General features: G+C 37.5%; 15 protein-coding genes. 4 read left to right on the top strand and 11 right to left on the bottom strand.

All coding sequences use genetic code 11. The features are described 5' to 3' along the window. The first annotated feature begins 26 nt into the window (after window positions 1–26). Together NAG76_17070 and NAG76_17065 are read left to right on the top strand one after the other, a co-directional pair. Entirely contained in the window at window positions 27–869 is an 843-nt protein-coding gene (locus tag NAG76_17070; GenBank protein URN93529.1) for an AraC family transcriptional regulator, read from the top strand. 90 nt (window positions 870–959) lie between these two features. Continuing rightward, entirely contained in the window at window positions 960–1,406 is a 447-nt protein-coding gene (locus NAG76_17065) for a GyrI-like domain-containing protein (protein ID URN93528.1), read from the top strand. Between the two features lie 20 nt (window positions 1,407–1,426). Here NAG76_17065 and NAG76_17060 read toward each other — a convergent pair whose 3' ends face one another. The 6 genes from NAG76_17060 to NAG76_17035 all read right to left on the bottom strand — a co-directional run bounded on the left by NAG76_17060 (window position 1,427) and on the right by NAG76_17035 (window position 8,783). Beyond that, window positions 1,427–1,903, bottom strand: coding sequence for a hypothetical protein (locus tag NAG76_17060; protein URN93527.1), 477 nt, complete (start codon window positions 1,901–1,903; stop codon window positions 1,427–1,429). Window positions 1,904–2,618: 715 nt separating this feature from the next. Then, on the bottom strand, window positions 2,619–3,134 hold the full coding sequence (locus NAG76_17055; protein URN93526.1) for a GNAT family N-acetyltransferase: 516 nt from the start codon (window positions 3,132–3,134) through the stop codon (window positions 2,619–2,621). Between the two features lie 168 nt (window positions 3,135–3,302). Continuing rightward, the gene (locus tag NAG76_17050; GenBank protein URN93525.1) at window positions 3,303–4,235 is read right to left on the bottom strand and encodes an acetamidase/formamidase family protein; all 933 of its coding nucleotides are present in this window, start codon (window positions 4,233–4,235) and stop codon (window positions 3,303–3,305) included. 284 nt (window positions 4,236–4,519) lie between these two features. After that, entirely contained in the window at window positions 4,520–5,929 is a 1,410-nt protein-coding gene (locus tag NAG76_17045; protein ID URN93524.1) for a HAMP domain-containing histidine kinase, read from the bottom strand. After that, entirely contained in the window at window positions 5,926–6,600 is a 675-nt protein-coding gene (locus NAG76_17040; protein URN93523.1) for a response regulator transcription factor, read from the bottom strand. The genes NAG76_17045 and NAG76_17040 overlap by 4 nt, the downstream gene beginning before the upstream one ends. A gap of 80 nt (window positions 6,601–6,680) precedes the next feature. Beyond that, window positions 6,681–8,783, bottom strand: a complete 2,103-nt coding sequence (locus tag NAG76_17035) for an MMPL family transporter (GenBank protein URN93522.1) — start codon at window positions 8,781–8,783, stop codon at window positions 6,681–6,683. Window positions 8,784–8,969: 186 nt separating this feature from the next. On the opposite strand from NAG76_17035, the gene NAG76_17030 reads away from it, so the two are divergent. Further along, window positions 8,970–9,365: a hypothetical protein gene (locus tag NAG76_17030; GenBank protein URN93521.1), complete on the top strand. Its 396-nt coding sequence runs from the start codon at window positions 8,970–8,972 to the stop codon at window positions 9,363–9,365. Window positions 9,366–9,603: 238 nt separating this feature from the next. Here NAG76_17030 and NAG76_17025 read toward each other — a convergent pair whose 3' ends face one another. The 4 genes from NAG76_17025 to add form a co-directional block, all read right to left on the bottom strand. Then, window positions 9,604–10,287 carry a sulfite exporter TauE/SafE family protein gene (locus NAG76_17025; protein ID URN93520.1) on the bottom strand — a complete coding sequence of 228 codons (684 nt, stop codon included), beginning with the start codon at window positions 10,285–10,287 and terminating at the stop codon, window positions 9,604–9,606. Then, window positions 10,284–12,560, bottom strand: a complete 2,277-nt coding sequence (locus tag NAG76_17020) for a heavy metal translocating P-type ATPase (protein ID URN93519.1) — start codon at window positions 12,558–12,560, stop codon at window positions 10,284–10,286. The genes NAG76_17025 and NAG76_17020 overlap by 4 nt, the downstream gene beginning before the upstream one ends. Window positions 12,561–13,138: 578 nt before the next feature. Continuing rightward, the gene (gene dgt, locus NAG76_17015) at window positions 13,139–14,464 is read right to left on the bottom strand and encodes a dNTP triphosphohydrolase (protein URN93518.1); all 1,326 of its coding nucleotides are present in this window, start codon (window positions 14,462–14,464) and stop codon (window positions 13,139–13,141) included. A gap of 53 nt (window positions 14,465–14,517) precedes the next feature. Beyond that, window positions 14,518–15,564, bottom strand: coding sequence for an adenosine deaminase (gene add, locus NAG76_17010; GenBank protein URN93517.1), 1,047 nt, complete (start codon window positions 15,562–15,564; stop codon window positions 14,518–14,520). A gap of 210 nt (window positions 15,565–15,774) precedes the next feature. Between add and NAG76_17005 the strand changes: the two genes are divergently transcribed. Beyond that, window positions 15,775–16,038, top strand: coding sequence for a DUF3953 domain-containing protein (locus tag NAG76_17005; protein URN93516.1), 264 nt, complete (start codon window positions 15,775–15,777; stop codon window positions 16,036–16,038). Window positions 16,039–16,510: 472 nt separating this feature from the next. Here NAG76_17005 and NAG76_17000 read toward each other — a convergent pair whose 3' ends face one another. Next, complete coding sequence (locus NAG76_17000; protein URN93515.1) at window positions 16,511–16,822, bottom strand: rhodanese-like domain-containing protein; 312 nt, start codon at window positions 16,820–16,822, stop codon at window positions 16,511–16,513. Window positions 16,823–16,923: the final 101 nt, after the last annotated feature.

Below are 16,923 nucleotides of genomic sequence, written 5' to 3'. Positions count from 1 at the left end.
TACATAAAATTACGGGGGTCTTATCCATGAGTGAAACGATACAATTATTGAGTATTCATACGAGTTTCGATCCTCAAATTGACGATATATTATTTGCAGGACAAGCTCAAACAAATGCGTTACACAATATGGGTCCGTTAATACATCCTTATTATATTGTGCACTATGTAATCGCAGGTAAAGGTGAGATGAAGGTTGGAGGAAATACGTATTCTCTATCGAGTGGGGATAGTTTTTTCATATTTCCAGGGGAATCGGTACAGTATACTGCTAACAAACATGAACCCTGGCAATATTGTTGGATTGGATTCAAAGGTAATCGTTTCAAACATATTTTACAACGTAGTAATATCTCGGCTAAACATCCTATCGTTCAATCTTTATCAATTGAACATATTCACCCGTTCTTCGAACAAATTATTACGCTACTCTCTTCTAATGAGCTATATTCTTCGATAGAAGCAAGTGGTCATCTACAATTGCTACTTGCAAAGTATTGTCAGGCTAAGAAACCTATGAAGCTTCGACCATTCGATCATAAAGCAACTGCAGAGCGACAGATTGAAGAAGCTATTGCGTACATCGATTATCATTATCCGCAGCCAATTACGATCGAAGAATTAGCTCAGCGTGTTGGCTATCATCGTAGTCATCTATGTAAATTATTTAAGCTAACGACCGGAATTTCACCATTAGCTTATCTTATTAAAGTAAGACTAGAGCAAGCTCAGTTATTGCTTGCACAGCATATTCCTGTTAATCAAGTCGCTCAAGCAGTAGGTTTTAACGACGCCCTCTACTTCTCAAAGCTTTTCAAACGACACAACGGCATTTCACCTACTGAATATGAGAAACAATACGGACATTAAATATTTTCAATATAAGTAATTGATTATTTTTTTATATCATAATAGTATTCGAAATGTAGTAACAATTTACAGTAAAGGGAGAATAAGATTATGAATGATAGTGTTGAAATTCTACCACAATATCGCATTGCCTATGTGCGACAAGTCGGACCATATGGTCCTTCTAACATTCAAGCAATGGAAAAGATAAAAATATGGGCTAAGGAGAATAATCTATACTCATCGGGAATTATATTTGGAATCTCGCAAGATAATCCAGAAATGACACTTCCTCAACATTGTAGATATGATGCTTGCATTGTAATTCCGGAAGATTATCAAGTTGACGATGCCATTTGTGAAGGTGAGCTTTCAGGAGGGAAATATTTTATTTATCATGTTAAACATACAACAGAAGATATTCAAAAAACTTGGGCTGAAATCTTCCCTACCCTGCATAACAGTGGCTATCAAATTGATAATAGACCGATATTAGAAAGATACATGAGTGATATGACTGACAATGATTATTGCGATATATGTGTGCCAATTAAATAATTAGTGTTTGGAAGTTACTATTAAACGTTTTTGAGCTTGATCGGAATGAAAGTCTCCATTTGAGCCCATCCTTGTGCCTTAATAATTTCTGCTGGTGTAATAATATGTCCCATGGCGTAATGATTTGGCCTGGCATCAAGCTCAAAAACATCACTATTTTCAATGAATGTTAGAGCCTCACCGTATAATTTACCATTTGTTTCTTCATCGCCATCCCTGTATGTATAAGTTAAATAATATCCACCTTCAAACTCAACGACTTCATTGCCACCGTTATCCATACCATCACTTAATACCCACCACCATACCATGCCTTGATTTTCTTCATCAAAGAATAAAAAATCCCTTGGCATGAAGCTATCTCTTGCAGTTGGAACAATCGATGAAAAATAGTTACTAAACTTTCCTAGTAAACCATTTGGAGAAAAATCAAATTCCTTATCAACTCCAGATGATGCTGCTTGAAACGCTGGCAACGCAATAATTCTAAACTCCATAATATTGGCCTCCTTAGCATCTTGAATTAATTTAACATAATGCGAACGACTAAAGATTCAATTCTACACCAAAAAAACTCATTAAATATACAAAAAATAACTGAAAATAAAATAAGAGAAATTCAGATGAAAATAATATGATTGCTACTATTATCATTACGATTAGCACAAGAAAAACAAATTTTTTTCCACGCAAATCAATTCTTTTCAATACCCATTTATTCACAAAAAATATGATATTTAAATAGATAACTAAGATAGCGATCCCATGAATTTTAGTCGATATCGTAGGTGGATCCCAAAATCCAAATAAACCGAACCAAAATAAGAAAAAGACATACGGTATTGCAAGTACACTTAACGTATTAAATATTACAAAAAGAATGCGCCAGATGCTTTTTAAATCATAGTCTTCCACCACATCACCACCGTTGGTTAATAACTACTGAACGACTAAGTAATATACTAATCATTTCAAAATCCTCAATTAATTGCGAAGCAACTATAATAGGGACTACTCTTACTCGACGCATGAGAGTGATGATCTACCTAATCTATTCTCCAATTATTATGGCTATGTTAAATCTTAATGTTGATTTTAAAACTAAAGAAAACCGTCCCTACGTGGTGAAGGTTTATTAAACTAACGTATCCCGTTAGCTCAATTTCAAAAAGTTCATGGTTCATCATGGAAGCCTTTTTCAATTTCACCTACTCATTTTGTTTGCTCTACAAAATACAGAAAAAATTCCATATTTATATTCCTGAAATTCTTAGTATCTTTATCAATAATATTCATACCGTTTCGAACAGCAACTTTTTGGGCGGCTACATTTGTGTCCCTAATAATAGAATAAACCCTATTTGCATTAAGAACTGAGAAAGCGTATTCCTTGCAAGCAATTGCCGCTTCTGTTGCATAACCTTTGTGCCAATACGCTTTTTGAAACAAAAATCCTATTTCCAAAATTTCTTTTTCTCTCCAGCCTTGCATTGTCAAGCCACATTGACCAATCATTTCGTTGGTTTCTTTTAATGCAACAGCCCAAAGTCCAAAACCATACTCTTCATATCTTTTAAAATGTCTGTTAAGCCAATTTTGTGCTTCTTCTAAGTTGAATGCACTTTCATAAGCAGCACGCATTACTTCCTCATCACACAATATTCTGCACAATGCTTCATAATCGGACTGCACCATTTCTCTAATTATAAGACGTTTTGTTTCTAACAAAAATCTCCCACCTTCTATTATATTAATAACCTTTCAAAAACTTTCGTATAGGATGTTTAATTATGGCATAATTTGTAATATTTTAAACAAGAGAATAATTAATTTTTATTGAACTATCGTTCCCCGTTAGTTCTATATTAGATGGTTTCGCCATGCTTTTATTTTTTCTTATTTGATCGAACCATGAGGAAGCACAGCATGTACACCTCGAACTCCATTAACTATCTGTGTAATTCTTAAGTCGACGACTAGACTTGCTAAAGCTAGAGCTTCTTTACGTTCAAACCCAAAAATTTCTTTCATAAGGTTTAACATGCCTTCTAGAGCGATTATGGTTGCTTCGTTCAAATCTTCATGAAAGCCCATTGTTATCCACGCCGTAAGAGTTTTTGCTCGTGGCATAGTTAAAGAAATATCTTTTCGAACAGAGAATGTAAGGTCCACCAAATCCATTGGACACTCTAATGCAGGACTTCCTACTTCTCCATCTCCTTGTATGGCATGACCATCACCGACTGAAAATAACCCCCCTGAAACAGGGACTGGAAGATATAAAGTGCTTCCTGCGATCAATTCTTTGCAATCTATATTTCCACCACAAAAGCGGGGTGGGTATGTTGAATGAATCCCAGGTTCGTCAGGAGGCATCCCCATTATTCCCATAAAGGGACGTAATGCTACCTTGTGTCCATGATCGCTTGTTCCTATCATTGTTGTTGCGTTTAACTTCCAATTAAGATGAAATTCCTCACCATCAGCAATACCTAAGCTTTTATTTATAGGGCTCGGAAAACCACCTGCACTATTCCATCCCCATGAACCAGGATGAATTTCATTAATTTTTATTTCAAGTACAGTACCAGGCTCAGCACCTCGAATAGCAATAGGTCCACAAAGAGCGTGACCACCATCGCGAGGACGTTCCCTTGTTTCGAACCTTCTACGTACGCCCGGAGCTGAAAATGGTTCCAGTCCCCATCCTGCGTCAAGAGTGCTGTATCGAACGACATCCCCAGAATCAATAGTTAATATAGGTTCGAAATCGCGTGAGAAAGAGCCGTGCAATGTAGATCTTTCAGGGTTAATTGAATAATGTACCATTATTTCCCCTCCAAAAATGTAATCCCTTTCACACTTATTGTACTTGAAGTATTTGGTTATTTTTATAATAATTGTGTGAAAATTGTGACAAATCAAATAGTTTCTTTGTTTAAACTTATTGCCCGTTACTGTAATAAGTTTATTTTTTATCATTTACAAAACAACCTACTATTGAAATGATTAAACTAACAAATCAAAACCGTTTTAATTTACACTACTATATCAATTTGAATTAAACTAATAATACGATAAACTTAAAATAAGATGTGGAAAACAGCAGCCAATTAAGGCTGCTCCTTATCTCTTTTACCTAAACTAGCAACATCGATTGGTAATATAATAGTAATCGTTGTGCCTGAATCTAGCTCGCTAATAACTTCTATTTTCCCTTGATGTAATTCTACAATTTCCTTCACTATGGATAATCCTAGTCCAGTGCCATCCTTAGAACGAGAATTATCAACACGGTAAAACCGTTCAAATATATGTTCTATTTCTTCTTTTGCGATGCCAATGCCACTATCCATAAATTGAATAATAATCTCATCATGCTCAGCTTTAGCTATAATATTAATTTCGCCAGCATTTCGATTGTATTTAATCGCATTTGTCAATACGTTATCCCATACTTGTTCAAGTAAATCAGCATCTCCATAAAAAGAGATGGGCTCTATCTCATAGGAGAGTTCAACTTGTTGCTCCTCCATACGCCATCGGTATTTGTGAATGATTTTTTTTAATTGTTGATCAAGCTCATATAGCTGATTTTTCAAAGGCCTTGCTGCATGATCTAATGAAGTTAATAGTAATAGTTGTTTCGTTAAATTAGATAATCGCTTCGCTTCTTGATCGATAACTTGCAAATACGATTGTTGTTCTTCCGTCGTTAAACCATTATTTCCTAGTAAATCGGCGTAACCTTGAATATTAAGAAGCGGGGATTGAAAATCATGAGATACATTACTGACAAATGTTTTACGTGCCTCATCATTTTTCTTAAGGCGATGAACCATCTGCTTGAAATTCTCAGCTAATTGCCCTAACTCATCACTTCTTACAATATCTATTTCCACTTGGTAATTTTCTTCCATAATATGTTTTGTCGCGTGACTTAATTTTCTAATTGGCTTCACTAATTGACGAGCTAACCAAAGCATAGATAGTAACACAATAATTGCCATCGCTACTAAAAAACCTGCAATTAATGAATGCATATCGGAAAAAAGCACCTGATTATTGGGACGTATAAATAGTGCATAACGCTCCCCATTATGTTCGAAAGGTACTCCGATCGTATTCTCTATTTCATTCGCATAATGATTAAAAATTAAGAACTTTCCATGATAGTCCCTCATACCGTGGTACACTTCTCCAGAATAGATAAGCTCTCGTATAGTTTGACTTACGTCTATAGAATGAAACGGTTCGCCAAAAGAGAATGTATTCCCGTTTTCTCCGCTCACGTGTACTTGATAGCCTAGTTTTGCAACGGACTGCAAATAAACCTCAAATCCACTTCCATGTGTTTGTTCAAGTATTTCAGTGACCTGCGTCGCTATTGCTACATAATGAGCATCATTCTTCTCTTTGATAAGTATATTGTATACCAAGCTAACAATAAATAGACCGACAGTTACGCTAATGACCACAATAAAGAGGGTTGCTACGGTAAATTGACGATACAATGTTCTCATGGTGTTTTCACTTCAATCTTATAGCCTAATCCACGAATGGTTACAATTTCAATAGTAGCTAACGCTCTTTCTAACCTTTGTCTTACTCGTGTAATATGAGTGTTCAATGTATGATCATCTCCTTCATAATCGTAACCCCATACTTTTTCCATGATTTGCGATCTCGTAAATACTTGATCAGGCTTTGAAGCTAATAAACAAAGGATTTCAAATTCTTTTAACGGAAAAATAAGCGTCTGTTTGCCAATTATGACTTCGTATGTTAATCGATTGATTTTCAGATTTCCGATTTCAAAATTCAATTTTACAGATTTATCAATTCGTCTAATAATAACAGCTACACGATATAATAGTTCTTTCGGTTCAAATGGTTTTACAACATAATCATCTGAACCAGCTAAAAAACCTTGTTCCTTATCCTCTAATGTACCTTTCGCTGTAAGCAATAATACAGGAATCTCATATTGTTCACTTAAAATCTTAGTTAACGTCAGTCCATCCATTTCAGGCATCATGACATCAACAATCGCTAAGTCTGGCCAACGATGTTTAAGTACTTCTAACGCTTCTATTCCATTACCTGCTAGCAACACATTATATCCCGCTCGTTGCAAATGAATACTGATGAGCTTTTGTATATGGGTATCATCATCTACTATTAAAATATTCATTCACTTGCCTCCGCAAAATAAATTTTATAAAAAAGGGGTGCTTGTAAGTTAACCTTACAAGCATCCCTCAAAAGTGTACCTTATTTTTTATCTTTTTCAAATAGCAAGATTAGTGAAGGTAATAGCATCCCTCGGACTAAGAAAGTATCAATAATAATACCAATAGATACAATAAAACCAAATACGAAGAGATCAGCAATTGGCATCGTTGTTAGGGCTGCAAAGGTTGCTGCTAATATGATACCAGCTGATGAAATGACACCGCCAGTGTTACGAATCGCAATTTCGAGTGATTGTTTAACAGTGCTACGTTTGCGTTCTTCAATAAATCGAGATACCAGAATGATATTGTAATCTATGCCTAGTGCTACTAGAAATACAAATGCATATACAGGTACACGAGTACTTAACGCCTCATAACCGAATAATACATCTACTAAGAAGATACCTAAGCCTAATGCAGAGAGATAGGATAGTAATATCGTTGCCATCATGTATATTGGCATTTTCCATGAACGAGTTAACACAAGTAATAATACGAGAATAAGCAAAGTTTCTAATATGACAATTTTATAGATATCGCCAGTGTTAATATCTCGTTCATCCACTAGTTTTGCCGTCGTGCCTGCATAATATAACTCTCCTGAGATACCTACACTTTCTAATAACTCGTCAGTATGATTTCGCATATCATCCAAGATTTCAATAGCTTCCGTGGAATATGGGTTAATGTCAAATGCAAGACTGTATTTAATTACCGTCTGCTCATCATTTTTTGCAGATAAACGCACAGATGCTACTTTGTCCTTCTCGCTTAATGCCTTTGATAAATTAGATATCTCATCGTCTGTGAGAGGTTGCTTACTTTCCAATAATATCGATGTCGGAGCAAGCTCCCCCTTGTCGAATTTTGTCTCCACAATTTCATATCCAACCCGAGATGGTAAATCTTCCGGGAATGATTTTACTGTATCAAACTCAAACTTAAGATTGAACATGTTCAAGGCAGTGACAAGCATGATGATAAACACCGCACCACCTGTAATAAATGGTTTATTTATAACAAATTTTGCAATCGGTCCCCATATCCCGTGCTTCAACTCTTTATGCTGACCGAATTTCGGTACTTTAGGCCAGAATGCTTTTCGTCCAAATAAAGTGAATAATGCGGGGACTAACGTAATGGACGCAAGCATAATAATGAATACTGCTGTGCCAAATACTGGTGCAAAGTTCTGATAGTCGCGGAAATCGGCGAAAAATAATATAAGCATCGCTGCAAGCACTGTACCACCCGCGAAAAATACAGGCTCTCCAGTTGCGCGCATCGCATGCTTCATCGCTTCATATTTGCTCTCATAGTGATTCAGCTCCTCACGGAAACGAGAGAATACGAATAATGAATAATCAATAACCGCGGCAAATAACAAAATGCTCATAATCGATGTCGTTGAATTATTAATTTCTAGTCCACCTGCGCCCATTAGTGCAAGCGTTTGATTGACTACTTGATATACAATAACCGTCGCTAGTAATGGGATGAAAGCAAGTAACGGTGAACGATAGATCACAATAAGTAAAATCAAAATAATGAAGATTGTAATTAATAATAAATTTATATCAGCCTGTTCAAATAATTTTACCGTATCCCCTGCTATTCCTGCAGGACCAGTTATATAAAATTTTGTATCGCCTAAACTTGCAGCTACTTCATTGCCAATTTCAAATGCATGATCATTAATTTCTGCATAATCGGCATTTCCTAAGCCTGCAACTAGACTCATCGGGACAATCAAAGTGGATTGATCTTCTGATGCAAATGCAGACAATGCCGTTTCAGGCAGTGCACTTATATCCACAATCGTATCAATACCTTTAATATTCTCATCAACAATTGATTGTAATATTTTCTTTACATTATCTATATTGATGTTCTCATTTTCGTTATGAAAAACAAGAATCCCTGGTGTTCCCTGATCATTCGGGAAATACTCCTCTAACTTTTGACTTGCTATCATTGATGCTGCTTCATCAGGTAGTGATTGAAAATTAGATACCTTATAATCACTTAGCTTTGGCCCTGCACTTAGACCGATCATCAGTACAAGCCAAACAATAATTGTAATCCACATACCTCGCTTAGTTGATACCCAATCGGTAATGGGTTTTAAAAACTTATTCATGTAAATATAGCCCCCTTTATTTTGCTTTAGCAATCAGTATGATGGGCTAATCTAAACTCTATCTAAACTTTCATCCATTTATTTTCACCAAATAGTATAACTGTGGATTATTCATGTCAATTCTCATAAAGTGCTTGTAGATTAACAATATTCTAAGTAAACTCTTAATTGAAAAGGAGGTTTATTATGGAAAAATTATGGAGTGTTCGCTTAATTCGTTTTGCTGCTATCTTTGGTATTATCGGCACTTTTATCGGCTCGCAAATGGCCGGAGAGATGGACTATACGTTGCGTCCCATTCATGCACATATCTTGCTAGTAGGTTGGTTATCCGTGTTTGCTTGGGGTATTTTCTATCAAGTATTTACTGTGAAGTATAAGTGGATGGTTACTGCTCAAAGCATTTTCGCTATGACAGGTGCTTTTGGATTAACTTTTGGCATGTGGATGTATAACTTAAATCCTTTTGACTTAAATGATACTTTTGTTATGATTTTCTTCATTGTTGGAGGTTCGCTTCTACTACTAGCATTCTTCCTTTTTGCTGTCATAACATTCTTCATAGAGAGACAAAAGATCTAGCTAAAGTATAATAGAAGTGATGAACAGAATCGTTTGAAATACCCAATTACAAGTAAAATCACGAAAAGCCTTCTCATGTGTTCATGTGAAGGCTTTCTTGTATAGTTTTCGACAAGATTTTAATTTCAGCATATTTATTAATTTTACGATTGTAATCCTAGAGATACAAATCGTAATTAACGACAAAAACAGGACAATTATGGTAGCTCTAGACCATAATTGTCCTGTTTTATGGTAGTTACCATAACCAATGATGAATCGACGGAATAATCCCACCTGCCGCCAACCCTCTCATAATAGAGATAACCCCAATAATTACAGCAGTCCAAGTTCCTAATTGACGCATCACTTTACGCCATTTCTTACTAGCAACGATGGAGATCGAAGCCGCTAATAGAAGTGCTGGAAATGTACCTAACGCAAACAATAGCATTGTAAGTCCACCCGTATACCAGTGACCAGTTGCAGCAGCTTCAATCCCCATTGCATAGGTTAGACCACATGGTAAAAAACCGAATGCAACACCCGTTGCCAGTACATACCACTGCTGACCTCCACGCCAATATTTAACACCATTAAATAAATTCTTATGTAAATTCGCCGATAACTTACTCATACCTGGAATTTGAAATTTACGCCATACCCACAATAATAGAAAACAACCGCCAACAATTGATGCGATTCCTTTCATTCCTGCTAATTGTCCCGCTACTTCAACAAATGAACCAACTGCACCAAGTATGATTCCGAATAATGTATAGGAAAACGCTCGACCTGCATGATAGAGAAGTGTTGTCTTCGTAGCAGAAAGTGGCGATTGTAGCGTAACTGCTGTAACAATCCCGCCACACATGCCGATGCAATGTGCGCTACTTAGTAGACCAGTCATTACGACTAAGATCATGCTGCTCAAGGTCATCATACAGATTCCACCGCTCTCTCAGCACGATTCAGTCGAACATGCAATGAAAGAGCATTAAACACAACGCAAACTGAACTTAGTGCCATCGCGACACCGGCCATCCACGGTTGCAGAAATCCTAAAGCTGCAAAAGGAAGCATAACGCTATTATAGATTAGTGCAAATCCAAGATTTTGCTTAATATTGCGAACAGTCATCCGGCTCATCTCAATGGAGATCGGGATACTCGTTAGTTGTGAATATAATAAAGTCATATGCCCTGCATGTAGTGCCGCTTCCGCACTATTACTCATCGCAATACCGATATGGGCGCTTGCTAACGCTGGAGCATCATTCCATCCATCGCCTACCATCGCTATCGTCGAACCATTGGCTTGTAGTTTTTGCAGCAATTCTAGCTTTTGTTCTGGTAATAGCTTCGCATTGACTTCAGAAATTCCCGCTTCTCTAGCAACACGATCTGCTGGTGCAGGATGATCTCCAGTTGCCATGATGGCATGCACACCTAGCTTTTGCAGAAGTGAGATACTTTTCTTTGCTGAACGCTTTAGTCCATCCGATAAACCAATCAAGCCAACACAGCGTTCATTCTGGATACAATAAATTAGTGTCTCACCGTGCATCAATCGCTCAGCCGCTATCTCAACAACATGTGCAGGAAGTTTAATATGATATTGTTCTAGTAAACGCTCATTACCTACAATAAATTGATCATTAGCAATATAGCCCGTTACACCTCTACCTGGATACGATGTTACACGCTCAACTACTGGAGCGATACTAGTACGAGCGTCTTGTGACCGCAATTCCATTTGAATAGCATGGGCAATCGGATGTTCTTCTTTCTTCTCTAAAGCTCCTACATAAGCTAAGAGTTGGTTCCGTGAGATATTGAAGCTTTTCAAATAACTAATACTTAACTTTCCTTCTGTTAATGTTCCGGTCTTATCAAATATTACTGCATCTACATCGGCAAGTCGCTCAAGGACACTAGCATCTTTTACAATTAATCCATGCTTAACAAGTCTACTGCTCGTTATGGACAATGAGATTGGTGCGGCAAGTCCTAATGCACAAGGACATGCGACAAGCAATACAGCGAGCGCACTAAATACCCCTTCACTTAACGTACCAGCCTCTCCCCAAATGACCCAGCAAATTAATGTACTTACTGCTAATAGTAGAATTGCCGGAACAAACCAACGAATCACTTTATCAACTTGACGTTGAATGCTCGTCTTCGAACGTTGCCCTTGCCTTACAAGTTCTCGGATGCGATTCAACATTGTTTGATGCCCAGTTGCAGTAGTCACTAATACGAGCTTACCTTGCGCTTGAAATGTCCCTGCCCATACGCGATCTCCTACGCCTTTACTAATGAGACCTTGTTCACCTGTTAGTAAAGCTTCTTCTACATATGCTTCGCCACGTTGTATGAATCCATCTACAGGAATGTATTGTTGCTCATGAACATGAACGATATCATCTACTTTTACAAATTCAGTGCGAATAGACTGTAACTGACCATTACGCTCGACGAGTGTCTCATTGACTTCTAATTTTGCAAAAGCATCATGTTCTTGTTGTAGCTTAAGTGAAGCATTTAATTCAATGTATTTCCCTAATAAAACGGCAGTTATAACGACAGCGGAGCTTTCAAAGTATAGTGCGGCAGTATCGTAACTTGCATATTGTAATATTCCATCTAGCCCATTACGCAATACTTCGTAATGACTATACAAATATGCCGATGTCGTACCTATGACAACAAGAACATCCATATTGGCGAGTTTTTCTCTTATGGCATGGTAAGCACTAATATAGAATGGGACGCCTATAATAAATTGGACGATCGTCGCCAAAATTAGCTGTAACCACGGGGCGAATATCCATTGTGGTACTATGCTCATTAAGCCATGTAAAGGAGCAAAGTGTTGAATCATCGAACAAATTAACGGCAAAGTAAAAACGCTTGCCCACAATAATCTTCGCTGTAGCAAACGTTTCTCTTGTTTCATATCTTCGATAGTGGATTGATGAACATGTGCTAGAAATCCAAGTTGCTCTATTAATTGCATCACCTGTTTGGCGTCAATATTTCTGCTAGAAGATTGAATCCATGCCGTCCTAAGTGGATAACTAACAGCGACTTCTTCAACACCTTGCATACGAGTCAACTTACGTTCAATCCGAGTTGCACAAGCGGAACAACTCATACCCTGAACGGATAAGACGATTTCTTCTGAATATTCATGGTCAAGCTTCTGCTCCATAAATGCGCCTCCGATCGGCAAGTAGTAACAACTTTATTAAAGGAAAGTTCAAAAAGGAAGAGTTCGAACGTTTTGTTCACTAGGATTTTGACGTCGAATACACTACGTCAGCATACTCATCGTGATCACGAGTGGATGTTTTGAACTTCATCTTCCAATCGAGGTTCAAAACATTCGCTTGTCAGTACCAAGAAGATGACACACAGCGGAAACGAGTAGCACAGCGTACGTTTTGTGTACGTGAGCACACGCAAGCTTTCGATGGGTGGCATATTCGATGTCGAATACACTACGTCAGCATACTCATCGTGATCACGAGTGGATGTTTTGAACTTCATCTTCCAATCGAGGTTCAAAACATTCGCTTGTCAGTACCAAGAAGATGACACACAGCGGAAACGAGTAGCACAGCGTACGTTTTGTGTACGTGAGCACACGCAGGCTTTCGATGGGTGGCATATTCGATGTCGAATACTCTACGCCAGCATACTCATCGTGATCACGAGTGGATGTTTTGAACTTCATATTAATGAAGGTTGTCTTATACTGTATGTTCGGAATGTGCTATTCATGCTAAGTTAGTCCCTTTCGTAGATGGAACCGCTACGACTTGCAAATAATTCGGTATACACTTTCTCAGCGTAATGATCGGTCATTCCCGCAATATAGTCAGTAATCAATTTCTCCCATGGCCATTCATGTTTGAGAAGATCATAAGATTCTATCCAATCTGGTGGAAGAATAAGTCTTCCTGCTGCTTCATCTTCTAGGCTTTCCCATAACTTGTGAAGCATATTTTCACTACGTTTTTGTAGTCGCTGTACACGAAAATCTTTGATCATCGTTACCCATGCAAGCTTCTTCAATATTTCCATCGTACGAAGCGTATAGACATCTTCGACTCCGTCTTTTACGAACGTGACTTTCTTCCATCCGATCGTCATTGGATCATCAATAATTCCTACGAGCGAAGCGAAGTGATTCACCCATTGTGCTTTCATCTCACGGCGAGAACGAGAAACTTCTCGACCATACTTCTCATAAATTCGTTTCCATTGTAAGTAGTATTCATCAAGTACATTGCTTACCATTTGACGAATATCGATGTTAGCCCAATGAAATGCTGACATACTCGCAGGATCATTCACAATTTCTTGCACAACACTATTGATTAATCTAGCATCTAACAAAAAATCTTCTGTTAATTGAATTTTACCAGCACGAATACCATCCTCGATATCATGCGTAGAATAAGCAATGTCATCACATAGATCCATCAATTGCGCTTCAAGCGTACGACATCCCTCAGGAATTTTCCATAAATCGCGTAAGTAAGAAATGCCTTCCCACTCTGCTTTATATACCCCTTTTTGCTTACCATTCTCGCCAATAAGATAAGGGTATTTATTAATGGCAAGCAATGCTGCAGCGGTTAGATCAAGCCCTTTATCACTACCTGCTCTTTTCTCCAGAAACATCAGAATGCGGAAGTTCTGTGCATTCCCTTCATAATGACTTCCATACTTCTCTTGTAATAACTCGTTAAGCACTTCTTCGCCTTTATGACCAAATGGCGGATGTCCGAGGTCATGAGCAAGTGATGCGATCTCTACTACTTCTGGTACGATTTTTAATCCCGGATGGATATCTTGATTGAGAAACGGATATAATTTACCCAATTTCCGCGAAACTTCCCGAGCAATTTGCGATACTTCGATGGAATGGGTTAGTCGTGTACGATAATAATCACCAGATCCAGCACCGAAAACTTGCGATTTCCCTTGTAATCGACGAAAAGCTGGAGATTGTATTAATCTTGCATAATCTTTTTCATACTCTTCTCGATCTTCACTAGATTTAATATGCTCAATATCATTAAGACGATATTTACGAATGCTTTTCATAGTTGTCCCTCCTTCTCTTGTTGTATGAAAATTGCGAATCAACTACTCCTATACTAGACCCCAATTATCGTTTTCCAACGCTTCAACTCATCTTCCATCTTCTCAATAAAAGCTGCTTTCGCTGATTGCTCAAGAAATACAGCATGTACAGCATTATACTGAAGCTGAACTATTTGCTCAAAAGATAGAGATAACTCCTGCTGCAAGGTCCAAAATTCTTTAGTCAAATTCGTATTTGAAACAGTAAGATTATCCGTATTGACCGTAACAATGATGCCTGAATTCATATATTGAACTAACGGATATTGCTCCCAGCCCTCAATTGCTTTTGTCTGCAAATTACTAATCGGACAAAATTCAAGTGGGATGTGAAAATTATTAATGTCATTAAATATATTGGCATCTTCCTGCAATCGAACACCATGTCCAATTCGCGAAGCACCAAGTTCATGAACAGATACGTCAATGTTTTGAGCGCCACCCGCTTCTCCTGCATGAATCGTTATAGGTAGATTAAGTTGCCCAGCCTTTTCGAATATTTCTCGATAGAGCGATGGCGGATAAAGTGCCTCTGCACCGGCAAGATCAACCGCAACAAGTCCTTTGCCAATAAAGGCCGCAGCTTCCTCTACTACTTCCATATTCTGCTCAGAGCTATGACCTCGCAAACAAATACCTATGCAGCGTGCCACAACATCAAATTGTTGTTCACCGCGTTGTAACCCCGCAATAACATGTCGATACGCATCAGCTACCGTTAATCCTTTGTTAACATGTAATTGCGGTGCAAAACGAACTTCGACATAACGAACATTTTGCTCTGCACATTGCTGAACGATTTCAAAGGCGATTCGTTCGAGCGCATTAGCAGTCTGAGTGAAAGGTAGTACAAAATCAAAAGTACTTAAATATTGATTCAAATCTTCACATTGCTCTGGCACTGTCATATAGGATAGGAGCTGAGATACGTCTGTCGTTGGCAATGACATATTCTGCTCGGCAGCTAATTCAATTAAAGTTGCAGGCAATATACTTCCATCTAGATGAAGATGAAGTTCTACTTTCGGCATTTGTTGTAATTGTTCGTAGGTTAATGTCATTGTTCACAGCTCACTTTCAATTTTAAATTGATAATCACTAATAATTTTGTTAGCTAATATAACATGAAATGGCACTAAATGCTATGGTAAACCGCCCAAAATATTACTTTCGTTAGGATTCTACAACGAACAATAAACTATTCTTTTCAACATATATAACAAAACTTAATATATAATATATATATGGAAAAATAAGGGGGTAAACTCGTTTTGAAAAAATTAAGATTAATATTTGGATTACTTGCCGCTATTATTGCAATCTATAACTTAATTATTCTTACTTTTTACTACGATAGTTCAAGAACAGATAATTTTAAAGCATTACCTTTTATGAATTTTTTCTTGGGATTGTTTATGTTAGTTACAGGTTTTTCTGAACTCAAGTCAAAAAGAAAGATAAATGCTGTTAAGTATTTTATTTGCTCAATCCTTTTAATATTTGTTTCCATTAAGCTTTACACTGTTTACTACTAATGAGTTTCCTTAAGATTAGATTAACAAAATACCAACTCTACTTTGACAGTTACAATTTGTTTAGTAGCAGACTGTATCCCCGTTCGTAACATTTGTAATTACTTCAACGATAACCGTTCGCTTAGTAAACCCCGCTAACCATATCATTCATTCAGCTCGTTGCGAACTGATTCGCGAAACTAGCGGACCTAACAGACGTTATTCCTTCGATTTCAGCTCATATCAAGTTTTCGCGGACATAATTGTCCTTATTCACCCGTTCGTCAGCGATTTTTGATTCATATACCTTCAATAACGCATCGTATGTCCCCTTACATCTCTAAGTATCGGTTTTAAGCTAATTAGCGTACCATATGGCCGTTCAATGGCCCCAAAAAAAAATTCCACTCCCATTACTTGTACTTTTTCTATAAAAAAACCGTTCAAATGTAGTCAATATCACCACACTCGAACGGCATACTCATATTATTGATTATTGACCATATACGACTGGACCATGCCAGCCAAGATTACCATCACTCACATTTGTTACCTCAAAACCTTGTAAACGCATAAACTCACATACACGTCCACTACGAGCTCCGCTACGACAGATGAAGATGACATCACCTTCAACAGCATGAACTTCTTCCACACGCGCATTGAATTCGGAGAGTGGAATCAGACGAGCTTGTTCGATATGTCCTGCTTCCCATTCATCTGGTTCTCTAACATCTATAAGGTTAATTAATTCTCCCGCTTCAAGTTTCGCTTGTAATTCGTCTGCTGTAATTTCATTCATCATACTCTTATGTTCATCCTCTCAAGACTATATTAGCTTATAATCAAATTTTACATAAGAGAAGCGTTGATGTCCAATCTTTTGTATGCTGTAAGATGTTTTCC

The sequence above is a fragment of the Candidatus Pristimantibacillus lignocellulolyticus genome (genome assembly GCA_023639215.1).
Lineage (GTDB): Bacteria > Bacillota > Bacilli > Paenibacillales > Paenibacillaceae > Pristimantibacillus > Pristimantibacillus lignocellulolyticus.
Note: the sequence above shows the minus strand (reverse complement) of the source record. Positions and strands in the feature narration are given on the sequence as shown.